Below are 17,131 nucleotides of genomic sequence, written 5' to 3'. Positions count from 1 at the left end.
AAGGGTTGCTACTGGGTTGAACCCCCGCCACGAGGAAATCCGCCAGGCGAAAGGCGACGAGGACAGATCGTTAGCCAGACAAGTGTTACCTGGCTTCACACCTCTGGTCAGCGTCTTGTGCCGAGCGTCAGGAGAGAGACGGAAAATGCGGCAGCACGAATTCGCCCAGCTCCTGAACGACCTCGCTGGCCGGACGCCGCGAAGGCCGTAGATTAAGGGCCAGATGATTGACCCCGGCTTCCTGCAACTGGCCGAGGTAGTCCACCAGAGCCCGCCGCCCGCAGGACAGCCCGGCGTGGATCGGGCGTGGTGGTTGGGCCGGGTCGCTGGCCAGCTCGAAGAACAGCCCCTGGGCGAAGGGCTTGAACAGCTCGCGCCCCCCGATCTCGTCCAGCGCCTCGCGCCACACCCGGGTCAGGGCCGGAACGTGTTCAGCGGGCACGAAGTAGTAGAACCAGCCATCGGCCTTGGCGGCGATCCAGTCCACCGTCTGCCGGCTGCGCCCGGTCACCAGCGCTGGAACCCTGCCGTGCACCGGTTTGGGCACCAGATCGGCCACGCCCTGCAGATCACCGAAGCGACGAAATTCACCCAAGGGAAAATTCGTCTCGCCGGCCAGCCGGAACATCTCGAAGGCATCGCGAAAGCGCTCGCCACGCCGTTCGAATTCACTCTCCAGCCCGAAGGCCGGGTACTCTACCGGCCGATCCCCGGAGGCCACACCCAGCACCAGGCGACCCTCGCTGAGCTGATCGACCGTGGCCGCCATCTTGGCCAGGTGCAGGGGATGACGCAGGGTGATGACGGCGCTGCCGGTGGCCAGGGTCAGGTGCTGGGTGATACCAGCCAGATAACCGAGATAGGTGAAGGGCTCGAATACCTGGCCGGCGTCGTTGAAACCGGGATCGTAGAAAGGCACGTCGCGCGCCCAGAGCGCGGCGAAGCCCAACTGGTCCGCCAGCCGCGCCAGCCGGGCGTGGTCGCGCAGGGTCGGCATGGGATCGTCGGGATAGCCTTCCAGGGGCAGCAGGAAACCCAGGGTCAGGCGTCCCGGCGCGAAGAGTCGCGAGAAGCCCGGATGCTGGAGGAAGGCATGGCGGCGATCGGTGACGGACATTGAAGACCTTGCCGGAGACGAGGCGGAATACCTCTATTGAGTCTGACGATATCCCAGGGTTCTATCAGGCTGCACCCGGTATCCACCTAGTTCATGGACAGGCCTCTGCCTCAATAGTAATCGAATGAACAGACGTTCTGCAGGTATTTACCAGGCAAGCCCCGCCATCCAGGCCGCGCATCCTGCGCCATTGGAATTTTATCTATATAGAAATACTTTAATCACGAATCGTTAGAGTGAAAAAGCCACCCGAACTAACTCGTCACAATGACTCTCGACAAAAACTCAATATTGCTCGCCGAATTAAGAAGCCAACTTGGCAATAATGGCAAAACAAAAATCATTGACACACTTCACGACTTTCCTATTTATTCCACCTACCTCTTTACTTCCTATCGACTGCGGCATCGCGGCCAGGGTTTTGTCATGCAACTGAAAAATATCAGCGTCCGCTCGAAGCTGCTGCTGGGCTTTAGCCTGCTCATCATTCCCACGCTGCTGGTCGCCTACAGCGGTTGGAATGGCATCGACTCCCTGAATCGGCGTGGCCTGCGGGTCGAGGCCATCGACCTGCTGGGCTTCTACAGTCGAGACATGCGTATCCAGGGCCAGGCATTCGCGCTCGACGATACCCCGGAGCAGGCGACCCAGTGGCTGAAGAGCATCGATCTTTTCGCCGGCCAGTTGGAGAGTGTCGCGAACGCCTCCAAGGTTAAGCGGAATCAGGAACTCACCCGGCAGGCGCAGGAGTCGCTCCAGCGTTATCGTGCCTTGCAGCGAGACCGGGTGGCCCTCTCGGCAGAACAGACCAGGAGCCGCGATGCCGGAGGCAAGATCGGCGACGACCTGACTGAACGGTTCAAGACGCTGGCGGCCACGCAGAAAGAGGCAGACCACCCGACCGCCCAACAGCAACTCAGCGAACTCTTCGCGGCCAGCCAGCGGATGCGGCTGGAATCGCGCTCCTACCGGGCCGCCCCCAGCGCCAACCAGGAGCAGCGCGTCAGGCAGAGCCTGGACCAGGTCCGCGCCAAACTGAAGGAGGTGGAGAGCCTCCTGCCCACGGACCAGTTCCAGGCGCTGCAAGGTGGCATCCAAGGCTACGCCCAGTACTTCGATCATATGGTCGAACTGCAGGCCAAGGCGGTCGAGGCAGGCAAGGGCCTCGACCAGACCACCCAGACGCTGGCGGATATCAGCAACGAACTCAAGGCCGTTCAAGGCCAACTGCGCGAGGCCGACATGAGCAGCGCCCAGCGCTCGCTGCTCGGTTGGCTGCTCGCCATCATCGCCCTCAGCCTGGCCACGGCCTGGATCATCACCCGCTCCATCGTGACGCCCCTGCGCGAGACCATACGCCTGGTCGAGCAGGTCGCCAGCGGCGATCTGAGCGTACAAGTAGCGGTCGACCGCCACGACGAACTCGGCGTGCTCCAGAGCGCCCTGCAACGCATGACCGGAAACCTGCGCGAGCTGATCCGCGAACTCCGCGACGGCGTGGTACAGATGGCCAGCGCGGCCGAAGAGCTTTCCGCCATCACCGAGCAGACCCGGGCCGGCGCCATGGCGCAGAAGATCGAGACCGAACAGATCGCCACGGCCATGCACCAGATGACCGCCACCATCGGCGAGGTGGCGCGCAACGCCGGCCAGGCCTCGGTAGCCGCACGGGAAGCGGCGTCCAAGACCCGCGAGGGCGACATGACGGTCGGCCAGGTGGTCACCCAGATCGAGGACCTGGCCCAGGAAGTGGATACCACCCAGGACACCATGGCGTCGCTCAGGCAGGACGCCGACCGCATTGGCGGCGTCCTGGACGTGATCAAGGCCGTGGCCGACCAGACCAATCTGCTGGCCCTCAACGCCGCCATCGAGGCCGCCCGCGCGGGCGAAGCGGGTCGCGGCTTCGCCGTGGTGGCCGACGAGGTGCGCGGCCTGGCCCAGCGAACCCGCTCCTCCACCGACGAGATCGCCACCCTGATCACCAGCCTGCATGGCAGCACCGACCAGATGAGCGCCGCGCTCGACCGCAACATCCAGCTGACCGCCAGCAGTGTCGACCTGACCCGCCAGGCCGGGGTCATGCTCGGTAGCGTCAGCAGCGCGGTGGATGAGATCGAGTCCATGAGCGAGCAGATCGCCGCCGCGGTCGAGCAGCAGAGTTCGGCCGGGGAAGACATCAGTCGCAGCGTGGTCAAGGTCCACGAGGTGACCGACCAGACTGCCGCGGCCAGTGCGGAAACCGCTCGCTCCAGCAGCGAACTGGCGCGCCTGAGCCTGCAACTGCAGGAGCTGTCGGCACGCTTCAAGGTCGCCTAGTCCTCGACTTCGCCCAGGGCGTCTGCACCTGCAGGCGCGGCCAGCGCTAGCACCAGCCCGTGGTCGCCAGGCGCTGGCGAAAGGCGGCGGGCCGGGGACGCAGCGGATTGGGCGTGAGAGGCAGGAAGACCAGGCCACGCTGGGCGAAGGGGCTGACCACCTCGCTGCAACCTGCCGGGGTCAGGCGGGCTGCCAGCGCGGTCTCCACCTCGGGCCAATGCTGCATGGCATCCAGGCTGTCGCCATAGGACGGGTCGGTATGGCGGAGGTGCATGCGCGCCTGACTCTTCACCGACCAGGGCCAGCCTGGCGCCCGCTCCGCCAATGCGGCTTCGATGTCCCTGTCCCGCTCGGGCCGGCAGTCGACCGGACGAAATGGATGACGTCCAGATCCGCCAGGGGGATCGGTTCGGGATAGCCATGCAGGCGATCCCACACTCGGTTGCGCACGAAGCCGGCGGCCAGCCAGGCGTCCGGCAGCTGCAGGTCGGCCGGCACGGCAAGCAGTCCGCAGCGAACCGGATCCGCGCCAAGCCAGGTGGCGATGCACTGCATCGCTGCACCCTCCTATCTAGCAGACAGCCTACCCCGTTCAGGCGACCGAGGCGATGCGGTTGCCGGCGCTGGCCTTCTCGACCTTGATGGCGACGAACTTGGAGGTGGGCGTGAAGCTGCCCTCGCCGTAGCTCTCCAGGGGCACCAGCGGATTGGTCTCCGGGTAGTAGCCGGCGGCCTGGCCGACCGGGATGTCGAACGGCAACGCGGTGAAGCCGCGGACCCGGCGCTCGATACCGTCGTCCCACAGGGCGACCAGATCCACCTTCTCGCCGGCGGCCACGCCCAGGCGATCCAGATCGGCCTGGTTGACGAAGACCACGTCGCGCTGGCCCTTCACGCCGCGATAGCGGTCGTCGAGGCTGTAGATGGTGGTGTTGTACTGGTCGTGGGATCTCATGGTCTGCAGGATTAGGTCCGGCTTGATGCCCTGGCGACGGACCGCGTCCGGCAGCAGGTCATGCAGCAGGGCGTTGGCGGCGAAGTTGGCCTTGCCGGTAGGAGTATTCCACTCCCGGCGCCCGGCCTTGTTGCCCAGGTAGAAGCCACCGGGGGCGGCCAGCCGGGCATTGAAATCCTGGAAGCCGGGGATGACGTCGGCGATCAGGTCGCGGATGCGGTCGTAGTCCTCGATCAGCCAGTCCCAGTCCACCGGGTGGTTGCCCAGGGTGGCCTTGGCCAGCCCGGCGACGATGGCCGGCTCGGACTTCATCTGCGCCGACAGCGGCCGCAGGATGCCGGCCGAGGCGTGCACCATGCTGAAGCTGTCTTCCACGGTGATGGCCTGCTTGCCGCCCTTCTGCACGTCCGTCTCGGTGCGACCCAGGCAGGGCAGGATCAGCGCCTGCTGCCCGGTCACCAGGTGGCTGCGGTTGAGCTTGGTGGCGATGTGCACGGTCAGCCGGCACTTGCGCAGCGCCTTGTGGGTACGCGGGGTGTCCGGGGTGGCCTGGGCGAAGTTGCCGCCCAGGGCGATGAAGACCTTGGCCTGGCCCTGTTCCATGGCGGCGATGGCCTCCACGGTGTTGTGGCCACGGTTGCGCGGCGGTTCGAAGGCGAAGCGCTTGGCCAGGGCGTCGCTGAGCCAGGCCGGGGCCTTCTCGTCGATGCCCATGGTGCGGTCGCCCTGGACGTTGCTGTGGCCGCGCACCGGACAGAGACCGGCGCCAGGCTTGCCGATCTGGCCGCAAAGCAGCTGCAGGTTGGCGATCTCCTGCACCGTGGCCACCGAGTGGCGGTGCTGGGTGATGCCCATGGCCCAGCAGATGATGACCTTCTCGGCGCGGGCATACATGCGCGCGGCCTGCTCGATCTCGTGCAGCGACAGCCCCGACTGGCGCTCGATCAGCTCCCAGGAGGTGGCGTCGACCTGAGCCAGGTAGTCGTCCATACCGAGGGTGTGGGCGGCGATGAAGTCATGGTCGAAGATGCGCTTGCCACCCTTGGCGGCCGCTTCGCGCTCCCACTGCAGCAGGTACTTGGCGATGCCGCGCAGTGCCGCCATGTCGCCACCCAGGGCCGGGCGGAAGTAGGCGGTATTGGTGGGCCGCGAGTCGTTGGTCAGCATCTCCAGCGGACTCTGCGGATGCTGGAAGCGCTCCAGGCCACGCTCCTTGAGCGGGTTGAAGCAGACCACCTGGGCACCGCGCTTCACCGCGTTGCGCAGGGTCTCGATCATGCGCGGATGGTTGGTGCCGGGATTCTGGCCGATGACGAAGATGGCATCCGCCTCGTCCAGGTCGTGATAGGTCACGGTGCCCTTGCCGACGCCGATGCTGCGGCCCAGCCCGACGCCGCTGGCCTCGTGGCACATGTTCGAGCAGTCGGGAAAATTGTTGGTGCCGTAGGCGCGCACGAACAACTGATAGAGGAAGGCCGCCTCGTTGCTGGCGCGCCCCGAGGTGTAGAACTCGGCCTCGTCGGGACTGGCCAGGGCCTTGAGCTCCTTGGCGATCAGCGCGAAGGCGGCGTCCCAGGCAATGGGCACGTAGCGATCGGTGGCCGCGTCATAGCGCAGCGGCTCGGTCAGCCGGCCCTGGTATTCGAGCCAGTAGTCGCTCTGTTCCAGCAGCGAGGTCACGCTGTGGCGGGCGAAGAAGGCGGCATCGACGCGGCGCTTGGTGGCCTCCCAGTTGACCGCCTTGGCGCCGTTCTCGCAGAACTTCACCAGGCCGTTCTCCGGCGCCTCGCCCCAGGCGCAGCCCGGGCAATCGAAGCCGTGGTCCTGGTTGGTCTTGAGCAGCGTCCGCAGGTTCTTGAAGGCGTTGCCGCTGTCGAGCCAGAAGTGCACCACGCTCTTCAGGGCGCCCCAGCCGGCGGCGGGGCCTTGATAGGGTTTGAAGGACTGCTGAGGTTTGTTCATGGCGATTCCCGTGGGATCAAGGGGCCAGCGGCGCCGGGGCATAGACCCGCGGCGGCGACCGGTGTGGCAGGTGGATCAGATTGAGACGGTGGCGGCGCGCCCACTCCACGGCCAGCCCGGTGGGGGCAGACAGGGTGATGAGGGTGGCAAGTCCGGCCCGCACCGCCTTGTGGATGAGCTCGAGACTGCAGCGGCTGGTGACCACCACGCAGCCTTCGCGCACCGGCTGGCGTTGGCGCAGCAGGGCGCCGATCAACTTGTCCAGGGCGTTGTGGCGGCCGATGTCCTCGCGGCACAGGGTTAGTTCGCCCTGGCCATCGATGAACAGCGCGGCATGCACCGCCCCGCTGCGCTGGCCCAGGTCCTGGGCGGCATCGATGCGCTGGCGCAGGTCGTGCAGGTGGGCGGCCGGTGGCAGCGGTACCTTGCGCAGCCGGTCCAGCTGCGGCAGCGCCTGTTCCAGCGCCTCGACTCCGCACAGGCCGCAACCACTGGTCCCGGCCAGCTGGCGGCGCTGCTGCTTGAGCGCCCAGAAGGTGCGGCTGCTGATCTCGACGTCGACGTTGAGGGCTTCACCAACGCGACGTACCTGGATGCCATAGATGTCGTCGATGGCATCGACGATGCCGGCGCTGAGGCTGAAACCGACCACGTAGTCTTCCACGTCGGCCGGGGTCGCCATCATCACCGCATGGCTGATGCCGTTGTAGGCGATGGCCAGCGCCACCTCCTCGGCCAGCGGCTGTTCGCCACGCACGGCGGGCTGCTCCAGCTCGGCGAAGGCATAGCCGGCGGGCAGGGCGGCGACAGGACCTGGCGATTCCTGGGACATGGGCGAAAACGACCTGCGGCGGTTTGACACAGATCAAAGATTAACCAGCACATCCCGAGGCGTCTAATCGCTATGACCGATGCCTTGATAAACGCTATCTATCAACCTCGGCGTAGAGCGCCTTGATCGCCTGGAAACAGGCATCGGCGACCGCCAGTCGGGGTTCGGTCCGACGAATGAGCAGGCCCAGGGGCGTCAGGGTGCGGGCCGTGTCGATGGGGATCAGCCGGGCATGGGGGGTGAGGCGGTCGAAACCGCCGGCCAGGGGCACCACGGCGCAGCAGAGGCCAGCGTTGACCGCCTGCAGGAGCAGATAGACCGCATCGGTCTCCAGCACCGGTTGCGGCGTCAGCCCGAGGCTGCGAAAGCCGTGGTCCACCGACTGGCGGAAATGCATGGCACCAGTGAGCAGCCCCAGCGGCAGCTCGGCCACCGCCTGCCAGTCCAGGGCGGTCTGCGCGAAGGCGAAATGCCGCTCGTCATAGAGCAAGCCCATGCGCGTCTCGGTCAGGATGAGGCTGTCGAAACGTGCCGGGTCCAGGTGCTCCAGGTAGGAAATGCCCAGCTCCAGGCGATTGCTGGCCACGGCTTCGAGGATGCGCTCGGTGCTGAGCACCTGCAGCTGGAAATGCAGCTTGGGGTGCAAAAGGCGCAGGTGCTGCAGCAGCGGCATGGGATCGAAGCTGGCCAGCGGCACCAGGCCGACCCGCAGCGTGCCCACCAGTTGCCCCTGGAAGGCCTGGGCCTCGGCATAGAGGCCATCGTGGGCGGCCATCAGGGTGCGGGCCCAGGCCAGGATGCGCTGACCGGCCTCGGTGAAGCCCTCGAAACGCTGCCCGCGGCGCACCAGCTCCACCCCCAGCTCGTCTTCCAGGCCGCGCAGGCGCATGGACAGGGTCGGCTGGGTCACATGGCAGCGCGCCGCCGCCTGGCCGAAATGGCGCGTCTCGTCCAGGGCGATGAGAAAGCGCAGCTGTTTGATATCCAAGGTTTATCTCCAGGCGCTTGCCCCCTCTCCCGCTGGGAGAGGGCTGGGGTGGGGGTAGCCATCACTGCGGCAGTATTTCCCGATAGTCCCGTACCGCCGCGAACTCCTCGCTGTCCTTGGGGCCGCGGCGGCTATCCGGCTCGTGGATCGCCAGCAGATGGGCGACGCCGTAGTCGCGGGCGCTGCGCAGGATCGGCAGGTTGTCATCGATGAACAGGGTGCGCGCCGGATCGAAGGCGAAGTCGGCCTGCAGGGCATGCCAGAACTGCTGCTCTTCCTTGGGAAAGCCATAGTCGTGGGAACTGATCAGCCGGTCGAAATAGGGCGCCAGCTCGATACGCTCCAGCTTCAGCGACAGGGAATCGCGGTGGGCGTTGGTGATCAGCGCCACCCGCTTGCCGGCGCGCTGCAGGGCGGCCAGGAAGGTGTCGGCGTCCGGCCGCAAGGCGATCAGGTGGGCGATCTCCTCCTTGAGTTCGCGCATGGAGAAGCCCAGCTCGGCGCTCCAGAAGTCCAGGCAGTACCAGGTCAGCTTGCCCTGGTGGCTGCGAAACAGCGGCTCCAGCTCGGCCTTGGCCAGCGCCAAGGACTGGCCGTGGCGCTCGGCGTAGCGCTGCGGCAGGTACTCCAGCCAGAAATGGTTGTCGAAGTGCAGATCGAGCAGGGTGCCGTCCATGTCCAGCAACACGGTATCGATACGGCTCCAGTCGAGAGGGGTCATGGTGACTCCGGATCATGTAACAGGCGGGTTATCATACCCGTCCGCCCAGCCCAGGAGCCGTCCATGCGCCAGAAACCCACTGTCCTCGCCCGACAGATCGTGGCCAAGAGCCGCCTGTTCACCGTCGAGGAGATGCAGTTGCGCTTCGCCAATGGCGAGGAACGCACCTACGAGCGCCTGGCCAACAAGGGCACCGGCCATGGCGCGGTGATGGTGGTGGCCATGCCGGACGCCAATCGCGCCCTGCTCATCGAGGAATACTGCGGCGGCGTGGAAGACTACGAGCTGTCCCTGCCCAAGGGCCTGGTGGAGCCGGGCGAAGAGATCCTCGACGCCGCCAATCGCGAACTCAAGGAAGAAGCCGGCTTCGGTGCCCACCAGCTGGAATACCTCACCGCCCTGTCGCTGAGCCCAGGCTACATGAGCCAGCGCATTCACGTGGTGCTGGCCCGCGACCTCTATCCCGAACGCCTGCCAGGCGACGAACCCGAGCCCCTCGAAGTCAGTAGCGTCGACCTGCGCGAGCTGTCGCAACTGGTGCAGAATCCGCGCTTTTCCGAAGGCCGGGCCCTGGCCGCCCTCTACCTGGTGCGCGACCTGCTCACCCAACGCGGAGAACTGCCGGCATGATGGCTCCCGTTTCCATCACCGCGCCCCTGGTGCTCAACGTCATCGATCTGGTGCGCCAGGCCGGCGCGGCCATCCTGCCCCACTGGCGCCAGGGCGTGGCGGTACGGCAGAAGAGCGACGACTCGCCGGTGACCGCCGCCGACCTCGCCGCCCACCGGGTGCTGGCCGAAGGCCTGGCGCGCCTGACGCCCGACGTGCCGGTGCTATCGGAAGAAGCCTGTGACATCCCCTTCGCCGTGCGTAGCGCCTGGGACGTCTGGTGGGTGGTCGACCCGCTGGACGGCACCAAGGAATTCATCGACGGCAGCGAGGAATTCACCGTCAACGTCGCCCTGGTCGAACGCGGTCAGGTGATCTTCGGCGTGGTCGGCATTCCCACCCGTGACGTCTGCTTCAGTGGCGGTCGTGAACTGGGCGCCTTTCGCATCCAGGGCGAAGACGGCGTCGAGATCGGCGTGCGCAATCAGCCCGAAGAGGCCTTCACCGTGGTCGCCAGTCGCCGCCACGGCAGTCCGGCACAGCAGCGGCTGCTGGACGAACTGGGCGCCGCCCTGGGCGAGCCCAAGCTGGTCAGCGTCGGCAGCTCGCTCAAGTTCTGCCTGCTGGCGGAAGGCCTGGCCGACTTCTATCCACGCCTCGCCCCCACCTCCCAATGGGACACCGCCGCCGCCCAGGGCGTGCTGGAAGGCGCCGGCGGCGAGGTCCTGACCCTGGACGGACAGCCCCTCACCTACGAGATGCGCGAGTCCTTCCTCAATCCGCACTTCCTCGCCCTGCCCCGCGAGGCCGCCTGGCGCGCGGCGGCCCTTGAGCTCGCCCGCCAAGGCTGACCTCGGTAACGCGTCACTCCGACGGCGACAGCCCTGCTAGTCGCCGGTCGACCGCCGCTTCGCCACCTGCTCGAAGGTCCACCTGCCGACCAGCATCGCCAGCAGGAATAGCGCCCCGTGGGGCGAGGCACTGCCCAGCAGGACCACTGCCGGCCCCGGGCAGATGCCGGCCAAGCCCCAGCCAATGCCGAAGAGGGCAGCGCCCGCCAACAGGCGACGATCGATGCGCTGGGCCGCCGGTAGCTGCAACGGCTCATCCAGCAGCGTGCGACCGCGCTGACGCGCCAGCCGATAGGCCGGTGCCGCCACGGCCAGGGCACCGAGCATCACCAGCGCCAGGTTGGGTGACCAGTTGCCGGTGATGTCGAGAAAACTCAGCACCTGGCTGGGCTGACTCATGCCGGACAGCAGCAGGCCGCAGCCGAAGACCAGTCCGCAGAAAAAGGCGATAGCGGTAGTCATGGCGTCAGCTCCCCAGGTGGCGGCTCAGGAATACCGTGACCATGCCGGTCACCATGAAGGTCAGGGTGGCCGCCAGGGAGCGCCGCGAGCCCCGCGCCAGGCCGCAGACCCCGTGGCCGCTGGTACAGCCATTGGCCATGCCAGTGCCCACGCCCACCAAGGCGCCGCTGATCGCCAGCAACGGCCAGCCGGCCTCGACCGACGCCTCCGGCAAGGTAGCGGCCAGCCGCGCCAGCACCGGCGCCAGAACCAGGCCCAGCAGGAAACTCCAGCGCCAGGCGTTGCCGGTTCCCGGCCGGCGCAACAGCCTACCGAGCAGACCGCTGATCCCCGCGATCTGCCCGCAGCCCAGCAGCAGCAAGGCAACGGCCAGGCCGATGAGCAGGCCGCCAGCCAAGGCGGACCAGAGAGAAACATCGCTCAGATTCAGGGACATGGGCGCTCCTCGCGGCGAGTGAAGCAACATACATTATATTAAATTGTATAATGTTTGACCTCTTTCTCGGATCGACGAGCGCTTCCTCGGTGCCTGTCGGCGGTGCATTTCTTTCATGGGCGGCGATTCCCTATACTCCGCGCTCTTCCTCTCGACAGGATCTCCATGGATATCCAGCAAATGCGCGCTGCCGCCACCGAGGCCGCCAGCGTGCTGCGCTCCCTGAGCCATCCAGACCGGCTGCTGCTGCTGTGCCAGCTGAGCCAAGGCGAGCGCGCCGTCAGCGAACTCGAAGAGTTGCTGGGCATAGGTCAGCCCAACCTGTCCCAGCAACTGGGCGTCTTGCGCGCCGAAGGCCTGGTCAACACCCGCCGCGAGGGCAAACGCATCTTCTACTCGGTCCAGGACCCCAGGGTGCTGCACCTGCTCAGCACCCTGTATCTGCTCTACTGCCCGCACTAAGGGCGTCCTGGCCAGGGTAGGCAGCCCACGCCCGCTTATAACCAAAACCGCTAAACATTTAATTCGATATTATAATTAAATAATATACATTGTATTAAATTGACCCTCCAAGGCTGGCCATCAGCCATCAACGAGAGGGAAGCCAAGACGATGAAATGGGGAATACGCTTCTGCGGCCTGCTCCTGACCCTGGGCAGCGGCCAAGTCCTGGCCACCAATGGCTATTTCACGCACGGTACCGGCATCAAGGCGCAAGGGCAGGCCGGCGTCGGCATCGCCCAGCCCCAGGATGCCCTGGCCGCGGCCAATAATCCGGCCGGTACGGCCTGGACCGGGGATCGCCTGGATACAGGCGCCACCCTGTTCGCCCCGGACCGGCAGGCCGAGATCAGCGGTAACCGTGCCGGCGCCGACGGCCACTACAACGGCAACGCCAAGAATGTCTTCCTGCTCCCGGAATTCGGCGTCAGCAAACAGCTGTCCGACCGTCTCGGGGTAGGCCTCGCGGTCTACGGCAACGGCGGGATGAACACCGATTACCGGAAGAACCCCTATGGCGCCTTCGGTAGCCGCGGCAGCGCTGGCGTGGACCTCGCTCAGGTCTTCGTCACCCCTTCGATCGCCTACCGCTTCAGCGACCGGCAATCGGTCGGCATTGGCCTCAACGTCGTCTACCAACGCTTCGCCGCCAAGGGCCTGGGCGCCTTCGCCACCCCGGGCTTCACCAACGACAGCGAACAGGTGACCGATCAGGGCCACGACAGCTCCACCGGGGTCGGCTATCGCCTGGGCTGGCAGGGAGAAGTGCTCGACGGCCTGACGCTCGGGGTGACCTGGGCCTCCAAGATCGAGGCGCGCAAGTTCGACCGCTACGCCGGGCTGTTCGCCGAGGGTGGCAGCTTCGACATCCCGGAAAGCTACGGCATCGGCCTGTCCTACCGGGCGACGCCCCGGCTGACGCTCGGCGCCGATGTTCAGGAGATCAAGTACGGCAGCGTCCGCTCGATTGCCAACGCCTTTTCCCTACCAGCGGTGTTCGCGGGCAATCCCCTCGGCTCGGCGGAAGGCCCGGGCTTCGGCTGGCGCGACGTCACCGTCTACAAGGTCGCCGCCAGCTACGCCCTGACCCCGGCACTCGCGCTACGCGCGGGCTACAGCCATGCCGACCAGCCCATCGCCCGTAGCCAGACCTTCCTGAACATCCTCGCCCCCGGCGTCATCCAGGACCACCTGAGCCTGGGCCTGACCTGGGCCACCAGCCCGACCGGCGAACTTAGCCTCGCCTACACCCACGGCTTCGCGAAGAAGATCGACGGCAGCGGCTCGATCCCGACCGCCTTCGGGGGCGGCGAGGCCACTCTCAAGATGAGCCAGGACATTTTCGGCCTGGCCTATGGCTGGAAATTCTGAGGCCAGGCTGGCCGGCAGGGTGGACCGGACCGGGGCCATAGAACCTGTTCACGATCTCGTGAGCTAGAGCCAAGCAAGGCCTGGGCGGCCGCGCGATAACACCTGAGGAAGCGGACCGGGCTGGCGGGCGAGTTTACGCGCGGTAAATGAGCCTTGCGACGGAGCCGCCCAGGCGGGGCTGGCCTTCCCGGGCCTTTTCAACGCCGTTTGGCCGACGCGCAGTAGATCGTGAACAGGTTCTCAGGCCACTACCCTCGCCAACTCTGGCACATCGCCGGACAACCCCAGGGCGCGGCGAACGAACAGCGCCTTGGCTTCGAAGTGGCGATCCACCTGCTTGAGCGCGGCATTGCGCAGCCAACGTAGCGGCAGGCGGTCGTCCTGGAACAGGCGCTGGAAGCCTTCCATCGCCGCCATCATCGCCAGGTTGTGCGGCATGCGCCGGCGCTCGTAGCGTTCCAGCACTCGCTGTTCGGCGATGGACTCACCGCGGGCCTGGGCATGGCGCAACTCCTCGGCGAGCACCGCGGCATCGAGAAAACCCAGGTTGACACCCTGACCAGCCAGCGGATGGATGACGTGGGCGGCATCGCCGATCAGCGCCAGGCCCGGCTCCACATAGCGCTTGGCATGACGCTGGCGCAGCGGGATGCACAGCCGCGTGTCGCTGCATTCCACCTTGCCCAGGCGCTGCTCGAAGGCCTCGCCCAGGGCCTGGCAGAAAGCCGCGTCATCCATGGCCATCAGCCGCTCGCCCTGCTTGGGCGTGCAGGACCAGACGATGGAGCACCAATTCGTGTCGCCGCCGCGATCCAGCGGCAGGAAGGCCAGGGGACCATCGTCGGTGAATCTTTGCCAGGCAGTGCGCTGGTGCGACTCGGCGCAGCGTACGCTGGTGACGATGGCATGGTGCAGATAATCCCACTCGCGGGTTTCCAGGCCGGCCAGGCGGCGCACGGCGGAGGTAGCGCCATCGGCGGCCACCACCAGGGGCGCACGGATCTGGCGGTCGCCGGCCAGTTGCACCAGCCACTGATCGCCGGAGCGGCGTAGCAACTCCAGCCGCGCCTCGGGCAGGAGCAGGATGTTGGCCTCGGCCAGGCGTTCGAGCAGGGCATCCTGCACCACGCGATTCTCGACGATGTGGCCGAGCACCTCGGCGTGCACGCTGGCGGCATCGAAATGCACGGCGCCGGTGCCGGAGCCGTCCCAGACGTGCATGGCCTGGTAGGGGCTGACGCGCCGAGCCTGGATGCCGTCCCAGGCGCCAAGGCGCTGCAGGATGCGCTGGCTGGCCAGCGACAGGGCGCTGACCCGGGGTTCGAAGGGCAGGTCGCTCTCGACCGCGCCAGGCTTGAGCGGGCCGCGATCGAGCAGCACCACCGACAGGCCGCTGTCGGCCAGGGCCAGGGCCAGGGCGCTGCCGACCATGCCGGCACCGACGATCACCAGATCCGCATGGGTCAGCATGCTCGTTTCTCCTCGCAGGTCAGGGACGGGTACCCAGGCCCATGGCCTGGCGGGCGAAGGCACTCTTGGCCGGCGGGCACAGCTCCAGGCCGACCAGGCCCAGGTTGCGTCCGGCACTGAGCCAGGGCCGGCTGTTGGAGAACAGCCGGGTGATGCGATCGGAAAAGCCGATGGTCAACTGCTGGTCCAGGCGCTGGCGTTGCAGGTAGTCCTGCAGGGTGGCGAAATCGCCGGGCGCTGCAGTGCTCTCCAGCAGGCACTCGGCCAGGCTGTCGACGTCGCGCAGGGACAGGTTGAAACCCTGGCCGGCGATGGGGTGCAGGCTGTGCGCGGCATTGCCCAGGACCACCAGGTGCGGACGGACCTGCTCGTTGGCTTCCAGCAGGGTCAGCGGATAGGCATGACGGGTGCCGACCTGGGTGAAGCTGCCCAGGCGATAGCCCACCGCCTGTTGCAACTCGGCCAGAAAGACCGCGTCCGGCGCCTGTTGCAGCCGCAACGCCTCGCTGTCCGGCTGGGTCCAGACCAGGGCACTGCGCTGGCCCGGCAGGGGCAGCAGCGCCAGGGGGCCGTGGGGAGTGAAGCGCTCGAAGGCGCGACCACCATGGCCGAGATTGGTGGAGACATTGGCGATCAGCGCGGTCTGTTCGTAGACCGTCCGCCGCACCTCGATACCTAGGGCTTCGCGCAGCGCCGAACGCCCGCCATCGGCCAGCACTGCCAGGCCGCACTCCAAAGTCGCACCGTCGTCCAGCTCCAGGCGATAGCCTTCGGGAACGGCCGTGAGGCTGCGCACCTCGGCCGGGCAGCGCCAGTCCACCACCTCGCGGTCCAGCGCCTGCCAGAGCACCTGGCCGATCCAGGCGTTTTCCACCACGTAGCCCAGGGCCGGCAGGTTCTCGTCGCGGGCGAGCAATTGGGTCACGCCGAAGCGGCCCTGGTCGGAGACCTGGATCTCGCGGATCGCCTCGGCATGCTCGGCCAGGGCCTCCCAGACGCCTAGGCGCTGGTAGATCAGCCGCGAGCCGTAGGACAGCGCCGAGGAGCGGGCATCGTAGCTCGGCTGGTAGGTGTCGCCAGGCGCGAAGGGCTCCACCAGCAGGATGCGCCAGCCGCGCGCCTTGGCGCCGGACTGCAGGGCCAGGGCCAGGCTGGCGCCCACCAGGCCGCCGCCGATGATGGCGATATCAGGACGTTGCATCAGCCTTCTCCCGACGGCCACGGGCGGCCGCCATCAAGTCCTCGATCTCCGCGGCCGCCTTGGGCAGGCCGGCGGTCAGCACTTCGCAACCGCTGCGCGTCACCAGTACCTCGTCTTCGATACGGATGCCCAGGCCCCGCCATTTGCGCGGCACCTGGGCCTCCGGCGGGATATAGAGACCGGGTTCCACGGTCAGCACCATGCCCGGCTCCAGCATCCGCCACTGCTCGCCGATGCGGTACTCGCCCACGTCATGGACATCCAACCCAAGCCAATGACCGGCGCGATGCATGTAGAAATCGCGACAGGCGCCCGACTCGATCAGCGCGTCCAGCTCGCCCTTGAGCAGGCCCAGGCGCAGCAGTCCCTCGGTGATCACCCTGACCGTGGCCTCGTGGGGTTCGTTCCAGTGCCGGCCGGGCGCCACGCAGGCGATGGCGGCCTGGTTGGCGGCCAGCACGATGTCGTACAGCTGCCGCTGCTCGGGCGAGAAGCGACCATTGACCGGAAAGGTGCGGGTCACGTCACTGGCGTAGCACTCCAGTTCGCAGCCGGCATCGATCAGCACCAGGTCGCCGTCGCGCAGCGGCGCATCGTTGGCCTGGTAATGCATGATGCAGGCGTTGGCGCCAGCGGCGACGATGGAACCGTAGGCCGCCAGCCGCGCCCCGCCCTGGCGGAAGCAGTAGTCCAGCTCCGCCTCCAGGTGATATTCGCGCAGTCCTGGTCGGCAGGCCTGCATGGCGCGCACGTGGGCGGCGCAGGTCAGCTCGGCGGCGGCCTTGAGCAGCCGCACCTCGGCGGCCGACTTGTACAGTCGGCTGTCGTGCAACAGGGTATCCAGCGCCAGGAGCTCCCGTGGCGGCGAGGCGCCCTGGTCGGCCTTGGCACGGATCAGTTCGATCCAGTTGAGCAGTTGCCGCTCGAACTCCGGATGGCCGCCCATGGCGTAGTAGACCCGCTCGCGGCCTTCCAGGAGGCCAGGCAGGATGTCGTCGAGATCACCGATGGGAAAGGCATCGTCCGCACCGTAGAGGGCCATCGCCCCGTCCTGACCGGCGCGCGGACCCTCCCAGCGCTCCAGCTCGGCATCCCGCTCGCGGCAGAACAGCAGGTATTCGCCGTGGGCGCGCCCGGGAATCAGCACGGCCAGGGCCTCGGGCTCGGGAAAGCCGGTGAGGTACTGGAAATCGCTGTCCTGGCGATAGGGCTGCTCGATGTCGCGATTGCGCAGGCACACCGGTGCGGCCGGCAGCAGGGCGATGCCGCCGCTGCCGATCTCGGCCATCAAGGCACGCCGGCGGCGGGCGAATTCAGCCTTGGGAATCCGCGGCAT

Annotated in this window: 15 protein-coding genes and 2 pseudogenes; 6 read left to right on the top strand and 11 right to left on the bottom strand. The window is 66.9% G+C overall.

Features of this window, described 5'->3' with window-relative positions:
* Window positions 1-127 precede the first annotated feature (127 nt).
* The gene (locus tag AR540_RS17810) at window positions 128-1,117 is read right to left on the bottom strand and encodes an LLM class oxidoreductase (RefSeq protein WP_059230559.1); all 990 of its coding nucleotides are present in this window, start codon (window positions 1,115-1,117) and stop codon (window positions 128-130) included.
* A gap of 267 nt (window positions 1,118-1,384) precedes the next feature.
* On the opposite strand from AR540_RS17810, the pseudogene AR540_RS26630 reads away from it, so the two are divergent.
* Both AR540_RS26630 and AR540_RS26625 read left to right on the top strand, forming a co-directional pair.
* Window positions 1,385-2,578, top strand: a pseudogene (locus AR540_RS26630) (methyl-accepting chemotaxis protein); the annotation flags it as partial.
* Complete coding sequence (locus AR540_RS26625; RefSeq protein WP_442963806.1) at window positions 2,570-3,436, top strand: methyl-accepting chemotaxis protein; 867 nt, start codon at window positions 2,570-2,572, stop codon at window positions 3,434-3,436. The pseudogene AR540_RS26630 and the gene AR540_RS26625, both read left to right, overlap by 9 nt.
* Before the next feature lie 46 nt (window positions 3,437-3,482).
* Here the strand turns inward: AR540_RS26625 and AR540_RS17800 are convergent.
* From AR540_RS17800 to yrfG, 5 genes and pseudogenes are all read right to left on the bottom strand, one after another.
* Window positions 3,483-3,991, bottom strand: a pseudogene (locus tag AR540_RS17800) (nucleotidyltransferase family protein).
* A 37-nt stretch (window positions 3,992-4,028) separates the two neighbouring features.
* On the bottom strand, window positions 4,029-6,353 hold the full coding sequence (locus AR540_RS17795) for an FdhF/YdeP family oxidoreductase (RefSeq protein ID WP_059230556.1): 2,325 nt from the start codon (window positions 6,351-6,353) through the stop codon (window positions 4,029-4,031).
* Window positions 6,354-6,369: 16 nt separating this feature from the next.
* Window positions 6,370-7,185: a formate dehydrogenase accessory sulfurtransferase FdhD gene (fdhD, locus tag AR540_RS17790; RefSeq protein WP_059230554.1), complete on the bottom strand. Its 816-nt coding sequence runs from the start codon at window positions 7,183-7,185 to the stop codon at window positions 6,370-6,372.
* 94 nt (window positions 7,186-7,279) lie between these two features.
* The gene (locus AR540_RS17785; RefSeq protein ID WP_059230552.1) at window positions 7,280-8,173 is read right to left on the bottom strand and encodes a LysR family transcriptional regulator; all 894 of its coding nucleotides are present in this window, start codon (window positions 8,171-8,173) and stop codon (window positions 7,280-7,282) included.
* A gap of 61 nt (window positions 8,174-8,234) precedes the next feature.
* Window positions 8,235-8,894: a GMP/IMP nucleotidase gene (yrfG, locus tag AR540_RS17780; RefSeq protein ID WP_059230551.1), complete on the bottom strand. Its 660-nt coding sequence runs from the start codon at window positions 8,892-8,894 to the stop codon at window positions 8,235-8,237.
* A 63-nt stretch (window positions 8,895-8,957) separates the two neighbouring features.
* On the opposite strand from yrfG, the gene nudE reads away from it, so the two are divergent.
* Together nudE and cysQ are read left to right on the top strand one after the other, a co-directional pair.
* The gene (nudE, locus tag AR540_RS17775; protein WP_059230548.1) at window positions 8,958-9,524 is read left to right on the top strand and encodes an ADP compounds hydrolase NudE; all 567 of its coding nucleotides are present in this window, start codon (window positions 8,958-8,960) and stop codon (window positions 9,522-9,524) included.
* Window positions 9,521-10,354: a 3'(2'),5'-bisphosphate nucleotidase CysQ gene (gene cysQ, locus AR540_RS17770; RefSeq protein ID WP_442963803.1), complete on the top strand. Its 834-nt coding sequence runs from the start codon at window positions 9,521-9,523 to the stop codon at window positions 10,352-10,354. The genes nudE and cysQ overlap by 4 nt, the downstream gene beginning before the upstream one ends.
* A 36-nt stretch (window positions 10,355-10,390) precedes the next feature.
* Here the strand turns inward: cysQ and AR540_RS17765 are convergent, their stop codons facing one another.
* Both AR540_RS17765 and AR540_RS17760 read right to left on the bottom strand, forming a co-directional pair.
* Entirely contained in the window at window positions 10,391-10,816 is a 426-nt protein-coding gene (locus AR540_RS17765) for a DUF6691 family protein (protein ID WP_059230546.1), read from the bottom strand.
* A gap of 4 nt (window positions 10,817-10,820) precedes the next feature.
* A complete protein-coding gene (locus AR540_RS17760; RefSeq protein ID WP_059230545.1) occupies window positions 10,821-11,252 on the bottom strand; it encodes a YeeE/YedE family protein in 432 nt (143 codons plus the stop codon).
* A gap of 165 nt (window positions 11,253-11,417) precedes the next feature.
* On the opposite strand from AR540_RS17760, the gene AR540_RS17755 reads away from it, so the two are divergent.
* Together AR540_RS17755 and AR540_RS17750 are read left to right on the top strand one after the other, a co-directional pair.
* The gene (locus AR540_RS17755) at window positions 11,418-11,714 is read left to right on the top strand and encodes an ArsR/SmtB family transcription factor (protein ID WP_059230543.1); all 297 of its coding nucleotides are present in this window, start codon (window positions 11,418-11,420) and stop codon (window positions 11,712-11,714) included.
* A 150-nt stretch (window positions 11,715-11,864) separates the two neighbouring features.
* Window positions 11,865-13,124, top strand: coding sequence for an OmpP1/FadL family transporter (locus AR540_RS17750; protein ID WP_059230540.1), 1,260 nt, complete (start codon window positions 11,865-11,867; stop codon window positions 13,122-13,124).
* Between the two features lie 240 nt (window positions 13,125-13,364).
* On the opposite strand, the gene AR540_RS17745 is transcribed toward AR540_RS17750, so the two are convergent.
* The 3 genes from AR540_RS17745 to pepP are packed head-to-tail and all read right to left on the bottom strand — an operon-like array spanning window position 13,365 to window position 17,131.
* Window positions 13,365-14,594 carry a 2-octaprenyl-3-methyl-6-methoxy-1,4-benzoquinol hydroxylase gene (locus AR540_RS17745; RefSeq protein ID WP_059230538.1) on the bottom strand — a complete coding sequence of 410 codons (1,230 nt, stop codon included), beginning with the start codon at window positions 14,592-14,594 and terminating at the stop codon, window positions 13,365-13,367.
* A gap of 19 nt (window positions 14,595-14,613) precedes the next feature.
* Window positions 14,614-15,795, bottom strand: coding sequence for a 2-octaprenyl-6-methoxyphenyl hydroxylase (gene ubiH / locus AR540_RS17740; RefSeq protein WP_059230536.1), 1,182 nt, complete (start codon window positions 15,793-15,795; stop codon window positions 14,614-14,616).
* A complete protein-coding gene (gene pepP / locus AR540_RS17735; RefSeq protein WP_059230534.1) occupies window positions 15,782-17,131 on the bottom strand; it encodes a Xaa-Pro aminopeptidase in 1,350 nt (449 codons plus the stop codon). The genes ubiH and pepP overlap by 14 nt, the downstream gene beginning before the upstream one ends.

Source organism: Pseudomonas sp. EpS/L25 (genome assembly GCF_001512295.1).
In the GTDB taxonomy this organism is placed as follows: domain Bacteria; phylum Pseudomonadota; class Gammaproteobacteria; order Pseudomonadales; family Pseudomonadaceae; genus Chryseomonas.
Note: the sequence above shows the minus strand (reverse complement) of the source record. Positions and strands in the feature narration are given on the sequence as shown.

Bases quoted from the DNA above. Each gene is read 5' to 3' on its own strand.
- ubiH (WP_059230536.1), bottom strand. From the start codon at position 15,795: ATGCAACGTCCTGATATCGCCATCATCGGCGGCGGCCTGGTGGGCGCC.
- AR540_RS17760 (WP_059230545.1), bottom strand. From the start codon at position 11,252: ATGTCCCTGAATCTGAGCGATGTTTCTCTCTGGTCCGCCTTGGCTGGC.
- AR540_RS26625 (WP_442963806.1), top strand. From the start codon at position 2,570: ATGACCGGAAACCTGCGCGAGCTGATCCGCGAACTCCGCGACGGCGTG.
- AR540_RS17755 (WP_059230543.1), top strand. From the start codon at position 11,418: ATGGATATCCAGCAAATGCGCGCTGCCGCCACCGAGGCCGCCAGCGTG.
- pepP (WP_059230534.1), bottom strand. From the start codon at position 17,131: ATGCCGCGGATTCCCAAGGCTGAATTCGCCCGCCGCCGGCGTGCCTTG.
- fdhD (WP_059230554.1), bottom strand. From the start codon at position 7,185: ATGTCCCAGGAATCGCCAGGTCCTGTCGCCGCCCTGCCCGCCGGCTAT.
- yrfG (WP_059230551.1), bottom strand. From the start codon at position 8,894: ATGACCCCTCTCGACTGGAGCCGTATCGATACCGTGTTGCTGGACATG.
- AR540_RS17750 (WP_059230540.1), top strand. From the start codon at position 11,865: ATGAAATGGGGAATACGCTTCTGCGGCCTGCTCCTGACCCTGGGCAGC.
- cysQ (WP_442963803.1), top strand. From the start codon at position 9,521: ATGATGGCTCCCGTTTCCATCACCGCGCCCCTGGTGCTCAACGTCATC.
- AR540_RS17810 (WP_059230559.1), bottom strand. From the start codon at position 1,117: ATGTCCGTCACCGATCGCCGCCATGCCTTCCTCCAGCATCCGGGCTTC.
- nudE (WP_059230548.1), top strand. From the start codon at position 8,958: ATGCGCCAGAAACCCACTGTCCTCGCCCGACAGATCGTGGCCAAGAGC.
- AR540_RS17745 (WP_059230538.1), bottom strand. From the start codon at position 14,594: ATGCTGACCCATGCGGATCTGGTGATCGTCGGTGCCGGCATGGTCGGC.
- AR540_RS17795 (WP_059230556.1), bottom strand. From the start codon at position 6,353: ATGAACAAACCTCAGCAGTCCTTCAAACCCTATCAAGGCCCCGCCGCC.
- AR540_RS17765 (WP_059230546.1), bottom strand. From the start codon at position 10,816: ATGACTACCGCTATCGCCTTTTTCTGCGGACTGGTCTTCGGCTGCGGC.